The following is an 18,429-nucleotide window of genomic DNA, read 5'->3' as shown; positions in this document are numbered from 1 at the left end:
TTGAAAACGCCCCGACTGGTTCGGGGCGTTTTTGTAGGTGCGTTATGGCGTCAGTGCCGCGATATCACGCGTGACTGGCCACGGCCGATTTGGCTGTACGCCGTTCATGTGTGTTGCCACGGAACAGCACCACGGTGGCAATCAGTCCCAGCACGGCGGCGCCGGTCAGCCACAGACCAGGGGCCGCCTTGTTGTCCAGCACGTGGATCAAGTAGGTGCACGCCGCCGGGGTAAAGCCACCGAACGTTGCGGTCGCCAGGCTATACGCCAGCGAGAAGCCCGTGGTCCGCACCTCGACCGGCATGATTTCGGTGAGCGCCACCACCATCGCGCCGTTGTACGAGCTGTACAGGAAGGACAGCCACAGTTCGACGATCAGCAAGTGGCTGAAGCTCGGGTTGGCCACCAACCAGGACAACGCCGGATAGGCGGTCAGGATCGCGAGAATGGTCGCGCCCAGCAGCAAGGGTTTGCGCCCGACCTTGTCAGACAGTGAGCCCATCACCGGTAACCAAAAGAAATTGGAGGCGCCGATGCAGACCGTCACCAGCAGTGCATCAAAATCCGACAGGTTCAGTTCTGCTTTACCGAAGGTCGGGGTGTAGGCCGTGATCAGGTAAAACGACACGGTGGTCATGACCACCAGCGCCATGCCGCCAAGGACGAGTCCAAAGTTCTGACTGATCGAACGAATGATTTCTCGCAGGGTAGGGCGATGTTCGCGCGCTTCAAACTCGGGTGTTTCTTCCATTGAGCGGCGAATGACAAAAATCACCGGGACAATCAGGCAGCCCAGCAAAAACGGAATGCGCCAGCCCCACTCACCCATGTCCTGTGGGCTGAGCCAGTGATTCAAGCCGACGCCGAGCAGCCCGGCAAAGACCACCGCGGCCTGCTGGCTTGCGGACTGCCAGCTGACAAAAAAGCCTTTGCGGCCCGGCGTGGCGATTTCTGACAAGTAAACCGAGACGCCACCCAGCTCCACACCGGCGGAGAACCCTTGCAACAAACGCCCCAGTAGCACCAGCAGCGGCGCCGCCACGCCCAGCGTGGCATAACCCGGCACACAGGCAATCAGCACAGTGCCCATGGCCATCAGGGCGAGGGTGATGATCAGCCCTTTGCGTCGGCCATGGCGGTCAATGTAGGCGCCGAGGAAGATTGCACCCAGCGGGCGCATCAAGAAGCCGGCACCGAACGTGGCCAGCGCGAGCATCAGGGAAGCGAAGGCGTTATTGCTTGGAAAGAAGGTGTTGGCGATGGCTGTGGCGTAAAAGCCGAAGACCATGAAGTCGAACATTTCGAGGAAGTTACCGCTGACAACGCGAAAAATCGCCTTGCCTTTACCTGCACTGGAGGCCATCAGAAATCACCCGCTGTTATCTGTTTTATGCGTATCCATGTTTTTAGTCGTCCACACTGTCTGGTCCGGGCCTGCGCCAGTCAGACAAACAGTTTTGTAACCATATGTGTATCAAGATGTGTAGGCAACTAATGAAGTGACTACCGAGTGCTCAGGGGGTTTGCGCCAAGAGGGTTTGACGCAGTGGCTCGGGCAAGCCTTCGGGCGCGAGCCAAATGCCCAGGTACGCTTTGGCGAGCGCTTTGTCAGTGCTGGTGAAGATGACCTGGCCATTGCGTTCCAGGTTCAGGCCGCGCGCGGGGTCGTAATCCAGGGCATAGCGGTCACCGCGCTGGATGTTGGCAAAACTGCCCTGCAGCTTTTTTAATCCCGCTTCGAGGGTCCTCAGCGTGGCAGGCGAGTGTTGACGCTTGAGGATGGTGGCAGAGGCGGTGGTGATGTCGCTGTGATCAAGGTCGCGCAGATAAAACAGCTCTAGGCGCAGGTCGCGCAACTGCTCAAAGGCGTCCCGGGGGCTGACGTTGGCAGGTGCAAACAGGGCCGCGGCATAGACATCGGCCCACAGGTACGTCAGCACGATTTGGCCTTTGCGCTGTAGGGTTTGAGAACCATCTTTTAATTGAGTAGGAAAGTTCGCCTCCTTGATCGGTTTTGCCTCGTCGGCCAGACAGGAAAGGCTGTTCATCAGCAACAGAGCGATCAATAAATGGCGCATAAGGGGCTCTCTGAAAGGGTGAGTGGGCGCGGCGGCTCGGGGCCGCGATCAAGGTTGAGACGGCTGCGGATTCTACATCCCGCGCAACCCGTCACTGCCTCTTGAAGAGAGTTAAGGTCAGTTCTGGATGTAGTGAACACAAAATTAGCCTACGACGAGACCAAGGGTTAATGTTCGCCGCGTTCAGGCTTCTATAGACTGTGCCCCACGTTTTGATCCTTCATGGCGCCGGCCGCGTCATGATTTAGCCGCAGGCGCCTGAAAATGCGCCGCGGCCCGTTCTGAGGAGTACGCATGGCTGTCTACAACTACGACGTAGTGGTACTGGGTTCCGGCCCGGCAGGAGAAGGTGCGGCAATGAACGCCGCAAAAGCAGGGCGCAAGGTGGCGATGGTCGACAGCCGGCGTCAGGTCGGCGGTAACTGCACGCACTTGGGCACCATCCCGTCCAAGGCTCTGCGTCACTCGGTCCGGCAGATCATGCAGTTCAACACCAACCCGATGTTTCGGGCCATCGGTGAACCCCGCTGGTTTTCTTTCCCGGATGTGCTCAAAAGCGCCGAGAAAGTGATTTCCAAGCAAGTGACCTCGCGCACCGGTTACTACGCCCGCAACCGTGTTGACCTGTTCTTCGGCACCGGCAGTTTTACCGACGAGCAAACCATCGAAGTGGTCTGCGCCAACGGCGTGGTCGAAACGCTGATGGCCAAGCAGATCATCATTGCTACCGGTTCGCGCCCGTACCGCCCGGCCGATATCGATTTCACCCACTCGCGCATCTACGACAGCGACACCATCCTCAGCCTGGGCCACACCCCGCGCAAGCTGATCGTCTACGGCGCGGGTGTAATCGGTTGCGAATACGCGTCGATATTCAGTGGTCTGGGCGTGCTGGTTGAGCTGGTGGACAACCGCGAGCAACTGCTGAGCTTCCTCGACTCCGAAATCTCGCAGGCGCTGAGCTACCACTTCAGCAACAACAACATCACCGTGCGCCACAACGAAGAGTACGAGCGTGTTGAAGGCGTCGAAAATGGCGTGATCCTGCACCTCAAGTCCGGCAAGAAGATCAAGGCCGATGCCTTGCTCTGGTGCAACGGCCGTACCGGCAACACTGACCAGCTGGGGCTGGAGAACATTGGCATCAAGCCCAATGGTCGCGGCCAGATCAGCGTGGATGAGAACTACTGCACTGCAGTGCCCAACATCTACGCGGCAGGCGACGTAATTGGCTGGCCGAGCCTGGCCAGTGCAGCGCACGACCAGGGTCGCTCGGCTGCCGGCAGCATCGTGGACAACGGCAGCTGGCGTTTCGTGAATGACGTGCCGACCGGCATTTACACCATTCCGGAGATCAGCTCGATCGGCAAGAACGAGCAAGAACTGACCCAGGCTAAAGTGCCCTACGAAGTGGGCAAGGCGTTCTTCAAGGGCATGGCGCGTGCGCAGATTGCCGGCGAGCCGCAAGGCATGCTGAAAATCCTGTTCCACCGTGAAACCCTGCAAGTACTGGGCGTACATTGCTTCGGCTATCAGGCCTCGGAGATCGTGCACATCGGTCAGGCGATCATGAACCAGCCGGGTGAGCTCAATACCCTGAAGTATTTCGTCAACACCACGTTTAACTACCCGACCATGGCTGAAGCCTATCGGGTAGCGGCTTACGACGGCCTTAACCGGCTTTTTTAAGCGGCTCCGGCCGGTGGCCTGAGCCGGCCGGGGAGACCGATTTCAGCTATTCCCGAGGGTGGCAGTGGCCAAACCGGGAAAGTCTGTAATCAGGCTATCTACGCCGAAATCAGCGAGTCTGCGCATCAGTGCAGGCTCGTTGACTGTCCATACCGACACATGCAAACCCTGACGCTGGGCTTTTTCCAGGCGCTCCGGGGTGCAGAGTGTCCAGTTCAATGCCAGCATCTCGCAGCCATAGCTTTGCGCGACCTTCAGCGGGTCGAGCCAGGCGTATTCGGCAACCAGTCCGCGAGACAGGTCCGGTGTCAGTTCGATAGCTGCCTTAAGTACTTCACGGGAACTTGAGGTCACGGTGACCTTGTCCATCAGGCCGTGGCGCTGGGCCATTTCGCGAATCGCCAACACGGTGGTCGCTGCCCGCGTACGGGACGCGCTTTTGACTTCCAGCTGCCAATGCTCGAAGTCGCACTTTTCAAACAATTCTTCGAGTCGTGGAATCGGACACGGATGCACCCAGCCCGGGCCGCCCTTGCGTGCGTCATAGGTCGCGAGATCGGCTGCGGTGTGTTCGATCACCTTGCCGCGTCGGTCGGTGGTGCGCTTGAGCGTCGGATCGTGAATCACCATCAGCTCACCGTCCTTGGACAGGTGCAGGTCGAGTTCGCAGCGGCGCACGCCGTGCTTGAGGCATTGCTCGAAGCTGGCGAGGGTGTTTTCGGGTGCTTCGCCTTTGGCGCCGCGATGGCCATAAATCAGGGTCACAATTGCTCCTTAATACACAATTCACAGCGCCGGGACGCGCTTACTCTTCTTCGGCTGCTTCGTTTTGTTCACGGGCCAGACGGCGTGCCTGGGCCTGTTTTTGCAAGATGTAACGGGCCAGCAACTGACGCTGTGCGTCGGTGATGGCTTCAAACTCGGTGCCAATCTCGAACTGGCCGTTGCGTGGGGTGCAATGGGTGACCTTGGCGCGCAACAGAAGCCCCAGCGCTTGGGGCATCAGCACCAGTTTGATCGAGAGGTGGGTGCCCGGCGAATAGGCGTTTGCATGCTCGAATTCAATGCCGCCTTCGGACAGCTTGACCGGTTGCAGCTCGCCAATCTTGCCCAGTACGGTTTGTGCGACCACTTGGCTGAGCAGGTCGACCCGTTTGTTCAGGGTTTTGAGGTAGCTGGACAGGGTGCGGTCGCGTTCGCTGATCTGGCGCAGCAGGTGCTGCGACTCGAATTCGCTCAGGTGTAACTCACTGAGTAAATTGAATAAAGGCGAAGCATCCTGCAACACTTCAGTGCTCGCGGCTTGAGGTGCCGACAGCGGGGTTATTTCCAGTGCGATCACATCATCGATACGGTAGTATTCGCGGCGATCTGCTTCATCTAATGTCGACATGGCGAACCCATGGTGGCGGCTGTGGTCTGAGTGTAAAGCTGCTTATCAGGCCCCGCCACAAGGACGTCTTCTTTTCCCTCGAACAAGCCCCGACATGTTCAGACCTCTCTTCGTATTTATCGGCACGCGTTATACCCGTGCAAAGCGTCGCAATCATTTTGTGTCGTTCATTTCTCTGACTTCAATGATCGGACTCGCCCTCGGCGTGGTCGTGATGATTGTGGTGTTGTCGGTGATGAACGGCTTCGATCATGAGATGCGCACCCGTGTGCTGGGCATGGTGCCCCACGCGACCATCGTCGGCGACCAGCCGATCAGTGACTGGCAAACGCTGGCCGCCCAGGTCAGGCAGAACCCGAAGGTGGAGGCGGTGGCGCCGTACACCCAGATGCAGGGCCTGCTGACCCATGACGGCAACGTGCAAAAAGTCCTGCTCAATGCCATCGACCCCGCGCAAGAGCGCAAGGTGTCGATCATTGACCGGTTCATGTTGCAAGGTCAGCTCGATTCACTGACGCCCGGCGGCTTCGGCATCATCATTGGCGACAAGGCGGCGAAAAAGCTCGGCGTGGCCGTTGGCGACAAGCTGACGTTCGTGGCCCCGGAAGTCACGGTGACCCCGGCGGGCATGTTTCCGCGCATGAAACGCTTCACGGTGCAGGGCATTTTCCATGTCGGCGCCGGTGAAATCGACGGCTATCTGGGCATTACCCATTTGCAGGACCTGGCGCGTTTGCAGCGCTGGAAACCCGATCAGGTCCAGGGGTTGCGCCTGAAGTTCGACGACCTGTTCCAGGCGCCTCGCACAGCGTGGGAAATCGCCCAAAAGCTGGGGGATGACCGTTATTACGCCCGTGACTGGACCCGCACCCACGGCAACCTGTATCAGGCCATCCGCATGGAGAAAGCCATGATCGGCCTGCTCCTGTTGCTGATCGTGGCCGTGGCGGCCTTCAACATCATTTCCACGCTGGTCATGGTGGTGAACGACAAGAAGGGCGATATCGCGATCCTGCGGACGCTGGGCGCCACACCGGGCACGATCATGGCCATTTTCATGGTGCAGGGCACCGTGATCGGCGTGGTCGGCACTGCCATTGGTGCGGTGCTGGGCATGCTGGCGGCCTTGAATGTCAGCGCGGCGATCTCGGCCCTTGAAGGGCTGATCGGCCACAAGTTTCTCAACGCCGACGTGTACTTCATCGACTACCTGCCGTCGCAATTGCAGACGCAGGACGTGTTGATGGTCTGTGGCGCGGCATTGGTTCTGAGTTTCCTCGCGACCTTGTACCCGGCCTGGCGTGCTGCGCGCACCCAGCCTGCGCAGGCGCTTCGTTATGAGTGAGTTGGGCATGAAAGAACAAGCAGTGTTGAGTTGCCGCGACCTGGGCAAGTCCTACGAGGAAGGCCCGGAGTCAGTGGTGGTGTTGTCGGGCCTGCAACTGGAGTTGCACCCGGGTGAGCGTGTGGCCATCGTCGGCACCTCGGGCTCGGGCAAAAGTACCTTGCTTAATTTGCTCGGTGGCCTCGACACGCCGACTACCGGCAGTGTGTGGCTGGCGGGTGAAGAACTGTCGGCGCTGGGCGAGAAGGCCCGTGGCCAGTTGCGTAACCGTTCACTGGGTTTCGTGTACCAGTTTCACCACTTGTTGCCCGAGTTCACGGCGCTGGAAAACGTGTGCATGCCGCTGTTGATCGGCAAGACATCGATTCCCGAAGCGCGGGAGCGGGCCACGGCACTGTTGACCCGTGTCGGCCTGAGCCACCGTCTGGAGCACAAGCCGGCCGAGTTGTCCGGTGGCGAGCGCCAGCGCGTGGCCATCGCCCGTGCGTTGGTGAACAACCCCGGGCTGGTGATGCTCGATGAGCCTACCGGCAACCTTGACGCCCATACCGCGCAAGGCATTCAGGACCTGATGCTCGAACTCAGCACCTCGATGCGTACCGCGTTCCTGGTGGTCACGCATGACATGAACCTGGCCCGCCAGATGGATCGCGTGCTGCACCTTCAAGAAGGTCGCCTGACCACGATTTGATCGGCCAAAACCCGCCACCCTGACCGGTGCCGGGTCTTTTATTTTTTTACGGTGCCCGCGAATGTTCAGACCGTTATCGATTTTTATCGGCACGCGCTATACCCGCGCCAAGCGCCGCAATCGTTTTGTTTCGTTCATCTCCATGACCTCGATGATCGGCCTCGCCCTGGGCGTATTGGCCATGATTGTGGTGCTCTCGGTGATGAACGGTTTTCAGCGTGAAATGAGTAACCGCATCCTTGGCATGGTGCCCCATGCCACGGTCGTGGGCGTAAAGCCCATCGATGACTGGCGCCCGGTGGCTGAAGCCGCCATGAAACACCCCGAGGTCACGGCCGCAGTGCCGTTCACCGAGATGGAAGGGATGCTCTCCTACAAGGGGTCGATGCAGCCGATTCAGATCAGCGGCGTTGATCCGGCACTCGAAGGCCAGGTGTCCATCGTGACCCGGCACATCGTGCAGGGGCGCATGGAAGACCTTAAGCCCGGCGAATTTGGCGTGGTATTGGGTGATATCACGGCGCGGCGTTTCCGGTTGGGCGTCGGCGACAAGATTACCCTGATCGTGCCCGAAGCCAGCACCGCGCCGGGTGGCATCACCCCGCGTCTGCAACGCTTGAACGTGGTCGGGATCTTCAAAGTGGGGGCCGAGCTGGATGGTTCCATGGGGCTGATCCACGTTGAGGATGCAGCAACCATGCAGCGCTGGGCGCCGAATCAGGTCCAAAGCGTGCGGCTGGCCGTCAAGGACCTGTATGCCGCGCCCAAGGTCTCGGCCGAGGTGGTCGCCGGGTTGGGTGATGCCTACCGCGCTGACGACTGGACGCACACCCAGGGCAGCCTGTTCAGTGCCATGAAAATGGAAAAAACCATGATTGGTCTGCTGCTGCTGATGATCGTGGCCGTGGCGGCATTCAACATCATCGCCACCTTGATCATGGTGGTGAACGACAAGGGGGCTGACATCGCGATCTTGCGCACCATCGGCGCCACGCCGCGTCAGATCATGGCCATATTCATGGTGCAGGGCACGGTGATCGGGATTGTCGGCACCTTGATCGGTGGCGTGCTGGGCGTGATTGCCGCGTTGAATGTCAGCGCGCTGGTGGGCTGGATGGAGCGGGTGAGCGGGCAACACATCTTCAGTTCAGACGTCTACTTCGTCAGCAACCTGCCGTCCGAGTTGCAAGGCGGTGACGTGCTGCTGATTTGCACGGCGGGTTTTGTGCTGAGCTTCCTGGCAACGCTGTACCCGGCGTACCGCGCGGCGAAAATCCAGCCGGCTCACGCATTGCGTTACTCCTGATCCCTCGCATGTGCGCACAGGCTGCAGGCTTGATGATCGACGGCATGCAGCCTGCGCCAGTTCCTACATTGACTGCGCCCTTGTAGGCAGTTCAATCACAAACCGCGTCATCCCGGCCTGTGACTCACAGGTGATCTGCCCGCCATGGGCGCGAATGATCGATTGGGTGATTGCCAGCCCCAAGCCTGCGTGTTCACTGCTGCCTTCCCGGCGTGCCGGGTCCGCCCGGTAAAACCGGTCGAACAGGCGCGGCAGTAACGCTGCAGGGATGCCAGGCCCGCTGTTTTCAACGGTGATGCGCAAGCGGTCTGCTGCGGGCACCATGCGCACCTTGATCTCGCCACCGGCGGGCGTGTAGCGCAAGGCGTTATCCAGCAGGTTGGAAAGGGCGCGGCGCAGCATGCTGCGGTCGCCCGCCAACTGGCCGCTGCCTTCATGGGTCAATTGAATCTGCGATTCTTCTGCCAGCAACGCATAAAACTCCAGCAGGGCCTCCACCTCGTGTGCCAGGTCCAGCGGCTCGCGTCTGGGTGTCAGCAGGCCGTGGTCGGCCTTGGCCAGGTACAGCATGTCGTTAACCAGCTGTGCCATCCATTGCAGTTCTTCGAGGTTGCTGTGCAGGGCCTCGCGGTATGCATCAATGTCCCGTGGCCGGGTTAGCGTCACCTGAGTGTGGGTCAGCAAGTTGGAGAGCGGGGTGCGCAGCTCATGGGCGATATCGGCGGAGAACGCTGAAAGGCGCTGAAATGACGCGTCAAGGCGCTCCAGCATGGCGTTGAAGGCGTGCGCCAAGTCCGCAAGCTCCGTAGGCATTTGCGCTTCAGGTAAGCGCGCAGTGAGCGAATCGGCCGAGACACTGGCCGCAATCGCGCTCATGCGGCGTAACGGGCGCAAGCCACTGCGCGCCGCCCACGCCCCCAAAATGGCGGTGGCCAACGCCGAGAGGCCGACGGTCATCCAGATCAAGCGTTGCATGCGCTGCAAGAAATGCTGGTGATGGGTGATGTCCAGGAGCAAGGTCAAGCGGGGTGCATCCGGCGTTTCGGGCTGGGGATTGAGCACGCGATAATCGGTGCCCTTTATTTGCAGGCTGCCCAGGCCGGGGGTGGTCGGCAAATCGTTGGGCAGGCTGGTTGAGCTGTCAAACCACGGGTGACCGTCGGGGCCGCGCACGCGAATGCTCAGATCGGGCTGATGACTCAAATCTTGCAGCAACACCGGCAGGCGCCGGGAGAACTGCTCGAGGGTGCTTACGCCGTTCAGCGTGCTGCGCAACCCTGCCAGCCGGGCTTCCATCAGTTGCTGATCCAGTTCGACGAAATGCACTTCGCTGGCGCGTCCGAACAGCACCCCGGCGAACAGCGAAACCACTGCCGTACACCCCGCAAACAGCAACGCCAGACGACTGCTCAGCGACAGGCGACGCATCACGGCGTGCGCTCTTCAAGCACGTAGCCCATGCCGCGTACGGTGTGGATCAGCTTTTGGTCGTGGCTGTCATCGATTTTCAGGCGCAGGCGGCGGATGGCGACTTCGATAACATTGGTGTCGCTGTCGAAATTCATGTCCCACACCTGAGAGGCAATCAGCGATTTGGGCAGCACTTCCCCCTGACGCCTGAGCAGCAACTCCAGCAACGAGAATTCCTTGGCGGTCAGGTCGATGCGCTGGCCATTGCGTTCTACGCGGCGGCGGATCAGGTCCAGGCGCAGGTCGGCCAGTTGCAGGCTGGTTTCCTGGGTGGTACTGCTGCCGCGCCGCAACAGGCTGCGCACGCGCGCCAGCAGCTCGGAGAAAGCAAAGGGCTTGACCAGGTAATCGTCGGCCCCCAGCTCCAGGCCGTGAACGCGGTCTTCAACGGCATCGCGGGCAGTGAGAAACAGCACCGGCATGTCCAGCCCGGCGCTGCGCACCGCTTGCAGGATTTGCCAGCCATCGCGACCGGGGAGCATCACATCGAGGATTAACAGCGCATAGTCGCCGGTCAGGGCGAGGTGCTGGCCAGTGATGCCGTCAGCAGCCAGTTCGGTGATGAAACCCGCTTCGCTCAGGCCCTGTCGCAGGTATTGCCCGGTTTTGGGCTGGTCTTCAACAATCAGCAGTTTCATGGGCGACCTATCAAAAAAATACCTCAGCCTTATACAGCGGCGCGTGTGGCGAAGGGTAATCCTGACAAAGTTGTAATCTTTCGGTCAGTTGACTGCCAGTACCGAGGTTTAAAGTCAGGGAATGTTCGAATAGTAGCCTTCTGGAGTACCTATGACCCTACGTAATCGTTTGGCCCTTGCGGCGTGTGTGTTGGCATTCAGTGTGTCGGCCGTTGCCTCGCCGGGCAGTCATGCGGAGATTGGCCACCCGGCAGCGGCTGCCAGCGCTACGCGCACGGTTAACATCGAAATGACCGATCTGGCGTTCTCGCCCAAGACCCTTGAGGTGAAAGCCGGTGAAACCGTGCGCTTTGTGCTGGTCAACAAGGGCCAACTGCTGCATGAGTTCAACTTGGGCGATGCCGCGATGCACGCCGAACATCAGAAAGAAATGCTCAAGATGCAGCAAAGCGGGGCGATGACCACCACAGGCATGCACCACGCCGGCATGGACCATGGTGCGATGGGGCAGGGTTCTATGCCCATGGCCGGGATGACCCACGATGACCCCAACAGCGTGCTGGTCGAACCGGGCAAAACCGCTGAGCTGACCTGGACGTTCAGCGGTACTCGCGACCTCGAATTTGCCTGCAATGTGCCCGGCCACTACCAGGCAGGCATGGTCGGGACGCTCAAAGTAGCGCCTTAAATCGTGAAGTTCGTCTGCGGGCGCTGAAAGCCGGGCGTAAACCCGATAGAATTGCGGGGTTTTTCTAGCCAGGTTTTTGTCATGCATCCCGCAGCCGAACATTCGCCGCTGGGCAAGTCCAGTGAATACATCAGCACCTACACCCCGTCCTTGCTGTTCCCCATCCCGCGTGCCGCAAAATGGGCAGAGTTGGGTCTGAGCGCCGAGACGCTGCCCTATGTCGGGGTGGATTTTTGGACCTGCTTTGAACTGTCGTGGCTGTTGCCGTCGGGTAAACCGGTCGTTGCCATCGGCGAGTTTTGTTTCGCTGCCGATTCGCCCAATATCGTGGAATCCAAGTCGTTCAAGTTGTACTTGAACTCCCTGAACCAGACCGTATTCCCGGATACATCGAGCCTGCTTGAGACCCTGACTTCTGACTTGTCAGAAGCATCGGGCAAGCCTGTCACCGTTCGCGTACGGACGCTGGATGAAGTGCAAGCTGATGGCGTAGGTGTTTTGCCGGGTGTGTGCATTGACGGTCTGGACATCACGGTCAGCGACTATGCGCAGCCTCGTCCGGAGCTTTTGAAGTGCGATGCTTCGCACGTGGTTGAAGAAAGCGTTTACAGCCATTTGCTCAAATCTAACTGCCCGGTGACCAGTCAACCCGATTGGGGCACGGTGGTGGTGCAATACCGCGGCGCGGCGCTGGATCACGCCAGTCTGTTGGCGTATCTGGTGAGCTTCCGGCAGCACTCTGATTTTCACGAGCAGTGCGTCGAGCGGATTTTTCTCGACCTGCAACGCCTGCTCAAGCCCGAGGCCTTGACCGTGTATGCGCGCTATGTGCGTCGCGGCGGGCTGGACATCAACCCGTACCGTTCCACTGAAACGGCCGAGTTCAAAAACCTGCGCCTGGTGCGTCAGTAACCGTATTGCCTTGCAGGCGCGGGGGACGCGCCTGCAAGTGATGCGGCATCAGGCGTTATTCAGCGCCTTGGCCTGTTCCAGCACGGCTTCAACGTGACCGGGCACTTTGACCCCGCGCCATTCGTGACGCAGCACACCATCCTTGTCGATCAGGAAGGTGCTGCGGTCCACGCCAAGGTATTCCTTGCCATACAGCTTTTTCAGCTTGATCACATCAAACAACTGGCACAGGGCTTCGTCCTTGTCGCTCAGCAGTTCGAACGGGAAACCTTGCTTGGCCTTGAAGTTTTCGTGTGATTTGAGGCTGTCACGTGAAACGCCAAAGATTTCGGTGTTGGCCGCCTGGAAGTCCGCGTAGTGATCTCGAAACCCTTGGCCTTCAGTGGTGCAGCCCGGCGTGCTGTCCTTGGGGTAGAAGTAAATCACCACCTGCTTGCCTTTAAGGTCGGACAGCTTGACGGTTTTCTCGCTGGTGGCAGCGATCTGGAAATCGCTGACGGGTTGATCGATTGCTACAGCCATGGGGCGCTCCTTACATCGGGTTTTGTGGACGCCAAGGTTCAATCAGCGCATCCAGGTTCAGGGCGTCGGCAAAATCAAGGAACTGGTCACGCAGCCAGCTGATTTGTACGCCTGCCGGCAAGGTCACGGTAAACGTGGCGTTGAGCATGGTGCCGCCGGTTTGCGGAGCCTGATAGGTGTCGCAGGTCAGGTTTTCGAGTTCGACGTTGTGGTCGATGAAGAACTGGCACAGCTCATTGATGATGTCCGGACGATACGCCGAACTGACATACGCCACGTAAGGCAAGGCTTGCGGACGGGTTTCGAGGGCCGCGCTGCGGATCACATTGACCGTGAATGCGTGTTTTTTGGCCAGTGATGGCAAGCCGGCCTCTAGGCGCGCCAGCGCATCCCAGCTGCCAGTGACTTCCAGTACCAGTGCGCTGCACTCGCCGTGGCGCGTCAGGCGCGAGGTCACGACCGCGCAGCGGTTCTCATGGCTGGCACGGCACAGGACGTTGGTCAGCTCCATTGGGTTGGCGCCAAGGGCACTGATGACAAGGAATTGTTCGCGAACTGTGGGGGTGGACATTCAGCCTTCCTAAAACGATGAGTGGTCGGTACGGACGGTGCACGGGTTGCCCGTGGCGCACTTTATGGCGCGAAACCCTCGCACGCAGCAGCCATCACACAAGGTTGGCAAAGGGTGCGAACCCGGCACGGCGGCGTTTGGGTGGGGCTTTGGGCGCGATATAAAGAGCCATAAAACAGGCCCGCGTGCACATCAGTACCAATCAAAGGCTGAAGGGTAGCGAAAAGCAGCGCGAAGGGGAATGCTCATCGGGCGCGCTGTTGCTTGTGCAAGGGTCAAGGCGCCAGTACCATTACGGCTCTCTTTTTCCGGCAGGAGCGGTTGCATGATTGCGGGCAGTATGGTGGCACTGGTCACACCTATGGATGCACAAGGTCGCCTGGACTGGGACGCTCTGAGCAAACTGGTGGACTTTCACCTGCAAGAGGGCACCAACGCCATTGTTGCCGTTGGCACTACAGGTGAATCGGCAACGCTGGATGTGAACGAACACATCGAAGTGATTCGTCACGTTGTCAAACAAGTCGCAGGGCGTATCCCTGTCATCGCCGGCACGGGCGCCAACTCGACCCGTGAAGCGATCGAGCTGACTGCCAATGCAAAAAAGGCAGGTGCAGATGCTTGTCTGCTGGTCACGCCTTACTACAACAAGCCAACGCAAGAAGGCTTGTATCAGCATTTCAAGACCATCGCTGAAGCGGTCCACATCCCGCAGATCCTCTACAACGTGCCGGGCCGTACGGCCTGCGACATGCTGCCTGCCACGGTGGTGCGCCTGTCGACGGTGCCAAACATCATCGGCATCAAGGAAGCCACCGGCGACCTGCAGCGGGCCAAAGACATCCTGGCCGGCGTGAGCAAAGACTTCCTGGTGTACTCCGGGGATGACGCCACAGCCGTTGAGCTGATGCTGCTGGGCGGCAAGGGCAATATTTCGGTGACGGCCAACGTTGCGCCACGTGCCATGAGCAATCTGTGCGCTGCCGCGATCGCGGGCGATGCCGTCAAGGCGCGTGCCATTCACGAACAGTTGATGCCGCTCAATAAAACCCTGTTTATCGAATCCAACCCTATCCCCGTGAAGTGGGCGCTGCATGAGATGGGCATGATGCCGGACGGTATCCGTCTGCCGCTCACCTGGCTCAGCGAAGCCTGCCACGAACCGCTGCGTCAGGCCCTGCGCCAGTCCGGCGTATTGGTTTAATTGAGGAAGCACTACGCATGAAGCGATTGGCCGGACTTTCCGCACTAGCCGTGATTATTTCCAGCACCAGCGGTTGCGGTTGGCTGTGGGGTCCAGAGGGTTATTTCCGGGACCGTGGCAGCGACTATCTGGAGGCGCAACAAACGGCGCCAATGCAATTGCCGCCGGGTGTGCAGACTGACAAGCGCCTTGTGCCGCTGTTGCCGATCCCGAGCAACGTGCCGGATGACAACGTCAAGGGCGAATTTGAAGTGCCGCGTCCGCAACCTTTGGTGGCGACCACCAGTGCGAGCGATTTCAGCCTGCAAAAAAGCGGCGACAGCCGCTGGTTGATGGCGCAGCGTTCTCCGTCTGAAGTCTGGCCGCTGGCCCTTCAGTTCTTCCAGGACAACGGCTTCCGTATCGACGAGCAGCGCCCGCAAACCGGTGAGTTCACCACCACGTGGCAGGGCGCCAGCGAATTGTCCTCCTCGATGGTCCGTCACCTGGGCAGCAGCGGTCTGGCCGCCGACAGCGAAACTCGCCTGCGAGTCCGTATCGAGCCAGGCGTGCAGCGCAATACCAGCGAAATCTACGTGGTCAGCGCCAACCGCCCTGCGGGCAGCACTGCCAACGTCGACTTCACCAACCGTTCGGTCAACGCCGGGCTGGATGCGGCACTGGTCAATGAAATGCTGGTCAGCATGAGCCGCAGCGCCGACAAGGGCGGTACGGTGTCGTTGCTCGCGGCCCGCGACTTTGACACGCCGACTCGCGTAACCCTGAACGAAGACGGCAGCGGCAACCCGGTGCTGACGCTCAACGAAGACCTCGACCGTGCGTGGTCCAGCGTGGGTCGTGCGCTGGAACAGGGCGAATGGCGCGTTGAAGACATCAACCGCACGTTGGGCCTGTACTACATCAACCTCGCTGAAAAAGCCCAGAAAAAAGACGACAAGCCTGGCTTCTTCGCCGGTATGTTCGGCAGCAAGCCGGACAAGGAAGAAGTTGAAGCCCGTGCCGAGCGTTATCAGGTTCGCCTGAGCAAAGTGGGCGACGCGGTGCAAGTGACGGTCGAAGAGAACATCAACACCGTAGCGTCGCCAGAAGTGGCGCGCAAAGTGTTGGGCGTGATCCAGGACAACTTGGGCTGATTCTATGCGTTTTGCCGTTCTCGGCAGTGGTAGCCAAGGGAATGGCACGCTGATAGCCAGCGACAGCACTTATGTTTTGGTCGATTGCGGTTTCTCCCTGCGGGAAACCGAACGCCGTTTGGTTCGGTTGGGCATCAGTCCACACCAGCTGAGCGCGATTCTGGTAACCCACGAACATGCCGATCACGTGCATGGCGTGGGTTTACTGTCTCGGCGTTACAATTTGCCGGTCTATATGAGCCGTGGCACCCAGCGCGGGATGCGCAAACCCCTTGAGCCTGCCGGTTACGTGGCGGGTGGCGAGACATTACAGATTGGCGCGTTGAGCATCAGCGTCACACGGGTCGCCCATGATGCGCAGGAGCCCACGCAATACGTATTCAGTGACGGTCAGCGACGTTTTGGTCTGCTGACTGACCTGGGTTCCTATTGCGACGGTGTGCTGCACAGCTATCGCGATCTGGATGCGTTGATGATCGAGTCCAACCACTGTCGCGACATGCTTGCCCGTGGCCACTACCCGTACTTTCTCAAGCAACGGGTGGGCGGTCAGGAAGGACATTTGAACAACCATCAGGCTGCAAACCTGGTGGCCGAGTTGGGCTGGAAAGACCTGCAACACCTGGTGCTGGCCCACCTGAGCAGCAAGAACAACCTGCCGCAGCTGGCCCGGCAATGTTTTGTCGACACCCTTGGGTGCGACCCGGACTGGCTGCAACTGGCCGATCAAGATTCAGGGCTAGACTGGCGCACAATCGCCTAGCCCACCTACTTAGCATGCGGAGCCCATCATGGAAAAACGTGAAGAACTCTATCGCGGTAAAGCGAAATCGGTTTACAAGACTGACGACGCCAACCGCTTGATCCTGCTGTTCCGCAACGACACCTCGGCGTTCGACGGCAAGCGCATCGAACAGCTCGATCGCAAAGGCATGGTGAACAACAAGTTCAACGCCTTCATCATGCAAAAACTCGAAGAAGCCGGCGTGCCGACCCAATTCGACAAGCTGTTGGGCGACAACGAATGCCTGGTGAAAAAACTCGACATGATCCCGGTTGAGTGCGTCGTGCGTAACTATGCGGCGGGCAGCCTGGTCAAGCGCCTGGGCGTAGAAGAGGGCATGAAGCTCAACCCTTACACCTTCGAACTGTTCCTCAAAGACGACGCCAAAGGCGACCCGTTCATCAACGAATCCCACGTGGTGGCGTTTGGCTGGGGCACGGCCGAGCAATTGGTACGCATGAAAGAGCTGTCGCTCAAAGTCAACGAGGTGCTGAGCAAGCTGTTCGACGACGCAGGCCTGATGCTGGTCGACTTCAAACTCGAATTCGGCGTCTTCCATGACGGCTCGATCGTACTGGGCGACGAATTCAGCCCGGACGGCTGCCGCCTGTGGGACAAGGCCACTGGCAAGAAGATGGATAAAGACCGCTTCCGTCAGGGGTTGGGCGACGTCATCGAAGCCTACGAAGAAGTGGCAAACCGACTGGGCGTTCCGCTTTAAGCCGTAAAAACGCGCAAGCATCTGATAGCACGCAGTTTTTTTGAAAATAAGGTTTGCCTGAATCAAAAGTGCTGTTATGATGCGCGCCGTTGGAGAGATGCCAGAGTGGCCGAATGGGACGGATTCGAAATCCGTTGTACTGGCGACAGTACCTAGGGTTCGAATCCCTATCTCTCCGCCATTATTGAATACGACTAAGCCCCTGAAATGGTTGAACATTTCAGGGGCTTTTTCGTTTTCGGGATGTGATGAAAGGCCATTCTCGACACCCGCTGATCCAGGGCCGAGTCGATCCGTTCGACGGTGCGCAACCTGGAGCGCGCTTTCGGTGCTTTCTATTCTCGAACCACTGGCGGCCTGCGCGCCTGCACCGTACGCCTCTCCACGTCTTCGACGACGAGTGCAATCACGTCAGATAACCACAGCTCCGTCCAGCCGTTGAGCATGCTCATGCGGGCGTCGGGTATGCGCGCAGGTTCTACTTTGTCTATTCCCTCGATCTCTTCCCGGCTAAATGGATCGGCCTGCTGAAGGGCGGCATCAGTACCCACATGACTGATGCTGCCCACAGGGGGCGGATCTGAGTGTCCTGTCTCCAAAAGCGTAGGCCCCGATGTGCCTGACAATCGTAAAAATGTCATTCACGGTCTTTTGGCCGCGCCCTTGTTTTAGTCGCGGGGCCGGGAACAGTCCAATGCCACGTGTGCTGATGTCTGCGATCCACGATCCACCGAGTTTTTTCTCGACGTTAAGCGCTGTGCTTGTGTCGCGGGTCGCTGTGCTTGTGTCTTGCTGGCCTTCCGTCCAATCGTTGAAGTCGGTTCTGCCCAGTAGCACAAGAGCCTGTGCGAAGGGGGGTGAATTTTTGGCGTTATGCCTACCCAAATGCCCCGGGTTTTTTGCTCTGTTCAAAGACTATTTTGAGGACTAAGCACAGCCTGTTTTTAAACTAACCCGACTTTTAAAAGTCGCGTTTCTGAAGTTTCCCATTTTTCGCAACTGCGCAAGAAGTTGCGCACTCAAATGTGGATAACTGTGTGGGTACATGGCCACGATCCATATAAACCGTGAGCTGTAGACGAGTGCGCAAGAAGTTGCACAGTACTGCGCAACTTCTTGCGCACTTTTGAGAGGTTTTTGTTTAAAAAATAACCAGCAAATTTCCTTACTTCGAGTAACTCCTTGTTTTTACATAACTTGATAAAAGCTGGCACGAACTTTGGTTACTCCATTCAGCACTTGAGTGGCATTTGGGCCTTTCAAGTCCTCATTTTTGAGCAAGGA

The 18,429-nt window shown here is 58.9% G+C and carries 18 protein-coding genes and 1 tRNA gene; 11 read left to right on the top strand and 8 right to left on the bottom strand.

Annotated elements, in window-relative coordinates; genetic code table 11:
* Positions 1–64 precede the first annotated feature (64 nt).
* Together BKD70_RS00180 and BKD70_RS00175 are read right to left on the bottom strand one after the other, a co-directional pair.
* Positions 65–1,363 carry an MFS transporter gene (locus BKD70_RS00180; RefSeq protein ID WP_047274049.1) on the bottom strand — a complete coding sequence of 433 codons (1,299 nt, stop codon included), beginning with the start codon at positions 1,361–1,363 and terminating at the stop codon, positions 65–67.
* 151 nt (positions 1,364–1,514) lie between these two features.
* The gene (locus BKD70_RS00175; protein WP_047274051.1) at positions 1,515–2,078 is read right to left on the bottom strand and encodes a chalcone isomerase family protein; all 564 of its coding nucleotides are present in this window, start codon (positions 2,076–2,078) and stop codon (positions 1,515–1,517) included.
* Positions 2,079–2,372: 294 nt separating this feature from the next.
* Here BKD70_RS00175 and sthA point away from each other — a divergent pair, with 294 nt between their 5' ends.
* The gene (gene sthA / locus BKD70_RS00170; protein ID WP_047274053.1) at positions 2,373–3,767 is read left to right on the top strand and encodes a Si-specific NAD(P)(+) transhydrogenase; all 1,395 of its coding nucleotides are present in this window, start codon (positions 2,373–2,375) and stop codon (positions 3,765–3,767) included.
* Positions 3,768–3,809: 42 nt separating this feature from the next.
* Here the strand turns inward: sthA and BKD70_RS00165 are convergent, their stop codons facing one another.
* Both BKD70_RS00165 and BKD70_RS00160 read right to left on the bottom strand, forming a co-directional pair.
* Positions 3,810–4,532, bottom strand: a complete 723-nt coding sequence (locus BKD70_RS00165; protein WP_047274055.1) for a glycerophosphodiester phosphodiesterase family protein — start codon at positions 4,530–4,532, stop codon at positions 3,810–3,812.
* Positions 4,533–4,572: 40 nt separating this feature from the next.
* Positions 4,573–5,160 carry a PilZ domain-containing protein gene (locus BKD70_RS00160; protein ID WP_047274058.1) on the bottom strand — a complete coding sequence of 196 codons (588 nt, stop codon included), beginning with the start codon at positions 5,158–5,160 and terminating at the stop codon, positions 4,573–4,575.
* Positions 5,161–5,254: 94 nt separating this feature from the next.
* On the opposite strand from BKD70_RS00160, the gene BKD70_RS00155 reads away from it, so the two are divergent.
* The 3 genes from BKD70_RS00155 (at position 5,255) to BKD70_RS00145 (ending at position 8,502) form a co-directional block, all read left to right on the top strand.
* Positions 5,255–6,505, top strand: a complete 1,251-nt coding sequence (locus BKD70_RS00155; RefSeq protein ID WP_047274060.1) for a lipoprotein-releasing ABC transporter permease subunit — start codon at positions 5,255–5,257, stop codon at positions 6,503–6,505.
* A 7-nt stretch (positions 6,506–6,512) separates the two neighbouring features.
* Positions 6,513–7,196: a lipoprotein-releasing ABC transporter ATP-binding protein LolD gene (gene lolD / locus BKD70_RS00150; RefSeq protein ID WP_169835868.1), complete on the top strand. Its 684-nt coding sequence runs from the start codon at positions 6,513–6,515 to the stop codon at positions 7,194–7,196.
* A gap of 61 nt (positions 7,197–7,257) precedes the next feature.
* Positions 7,258–8,502: a lipoprotein-releasing ABC transporter permease subunit gene (locus tag BKD70_RS00145; protein WP_047274064.1), complete on the top strand. Its 1,245-nt coding sequence runs from the start codon at positions 7,258–7,260 to the stop codon at positions 8,500–8,502.
* Positions 8,503–8,565: 63 nt separating this feature from the next.
* On the opposite strand, the gene BKD70_RS00140 is transcribed toward BKD70_RS00145, so the two are convergent.
* Both BKD70_RS00140 and BKD70_RS00135 read right to left on the bottom strand, forming a co-directional pair.
* Positions 8,566–9,930: a heavy metal sensor histidine kinase gene (locus BKD70_RS00140; RefSeq protein ID WP_047274066.1), complete on the bottom strand. Its 1,365-nt coding sequence runs from the start codon at positions 9,928–9,930 to the stop codon at positions 8,566–8,568.
* On the bottom strand, positions 9,930–10,610 hold the full coding sequence (locus BKD70_RS00135; protein WP_047274069.1) for a heavy metal response regulator transcription factor: 681 nt from the start codon (positions 10,608–10,610) through the stop codon (positions 9,930–9,932). Before BKD70_RS00135 ends, BKD70_RS00140 begins: the two co-directional genes overlap by 1 nt.
* A 151-nt stretch (positions 10,611–10,761) precedes the next feature.
* On the opposite strand from BKD70_RS00135, the gene BKD70_RS00130 reads away from it, so the two are divergent.
* Positions 10,762–11,298: a plastocyanin/azurin family copper-binding protein gene (locus BKD70_RS00130; protein WP_047274070.1), complete on the top strand. Its 537-nt coding sequence runs from the start codon at positions 10,762–10,764 to the stop codon at positions 11,296–11,298.
* Positions 11,299–11,379: 81 nt separating this feature from the next.
* The gene (gene queF, locus BKD70_RS00125) at positions 11,380–12,210 is read left to right on the top strand and encodes an NADPH-dependent 7-cyano-7-deazaguanine reductase QueF (protein WP_047274073.1); all 831 of its coding nucleotides are present in this window, start codon (positions 11,380–11,382) and stop codon (positions 12,208–12,210) included.
* A 48-nt stretch (positions 12,211–12,258) separates the two neighbouring features.
* On the opposite strand, the gene BKD70_RS00120 is transcribed toward queF, so the two are convergent.
* Both BKD70_RS00120 and BKD70_RS00115 read right to left on the bottom strand, forming a co-directional pair.
* On the bottom strand, positions 12,259–12,732 hold the full coding sequence (locus BKD70_RS00120; RefSeq protein ID WP_047274075.1) for a peroxiredoxin: 474 nt from the start codon (positions 12,730–12,732) through the stop codon (positions 12,259–12,261).
* A gap of 10 nt (positions 12,733–12,742) precedes the next feature.
* Complete coding sequence (locus BKD70_RS00115) at positions 12,743–13,303, bottom strand: glycine cleavage system protein R (RefSeq protein WP_047274076.1); 561 nt, start codon at positions 13,301–13,303, stop codon at positions 12,743–12,745.
* 325 nt (positions 13,304–13,628) lie between these two features.
* On the opposite strand from BKD70_RS00115, the gene dapA reads away from it, so the two are divergent.
* The 5 genes from dapA (at position 13,629) to BKD70_RS00090 (ending at position 17,326) form a co-directional block, all read left to right on the top strand.
* Positions 13,629–14,507, top strand: coding sequence for a 4-hydroxy-tetrahydrodipicolinate synthase (gene dapA, locus BKD70_RS00110; RefSeq protein ID WP_047274078.1), 879 nt, complete (start codon positions 13,629–13,631; stop codon positions 14,505–14,507).
* 17 nt (positions 14,508–14,524) lie between these two features.
* Positions 14,525–15,640 (top strand): outer membrane protein assembly factor BamC, encoded by a 1,116-nt coding sequence (bamC, locus tag BKD70_RS00105; RefSeq protein WP_047274080.1) that lies wholly within the window; start codon positions 14,525–14,527, stop codon positions 15,638–15,640.
* A gap of 4 nt (positions 15,641–15,644) precedes the next feature.
* Positions 15,645–16,403: an MBL fold metallo-hydrolase gene (locus BKD70_RS00100; protein WP_047274082.1), complete on the top strand. Its 759-nt coding sequence runs from the start codon at positions 15,645–15,647 to the stop codon at positions 16,401–16,403.
* A gap of 28 nt (positions 16,404–16,431) precedes the next feature.
* On the top strand, positions 16,432–17,145 hold the full coding sequence (gene purC, locus BKD70_RS00095; RefSeq protein WP_047274084.1) for a phosphoribosylaminoimidazolesuccinocarboxamide synthase: 714 nt from the start codon (positions 16,432–16,434) through the stop codon (positions 17,143–17,145).
* A 91-nt stretch (positions 17,146–17,236) separates the two neighbouring features.
* Positions 17,237–17,326: transfer RNA gene (locus tag BKD70_RS00090), tRNA-Ser, on the top strand.
* Positions 17,327–18,429 lie beyond the last annotated feature (1,103 nt).

The organism is Pseudomonas sp. BS-2016 (assembly GCF_001806145.1).
Lineage (GTDB): Bacteria > Pseudomonadota > Gammaproteobacteria > Pseudomonadales > Pseudomonadaceae > Aquipseudomonas > Aquipseudomonas lundensis.
Note: the sequence above shows the minus strand (reverse complement) of the source record. Positions and strands in the feature narration are given on the sequence as shown.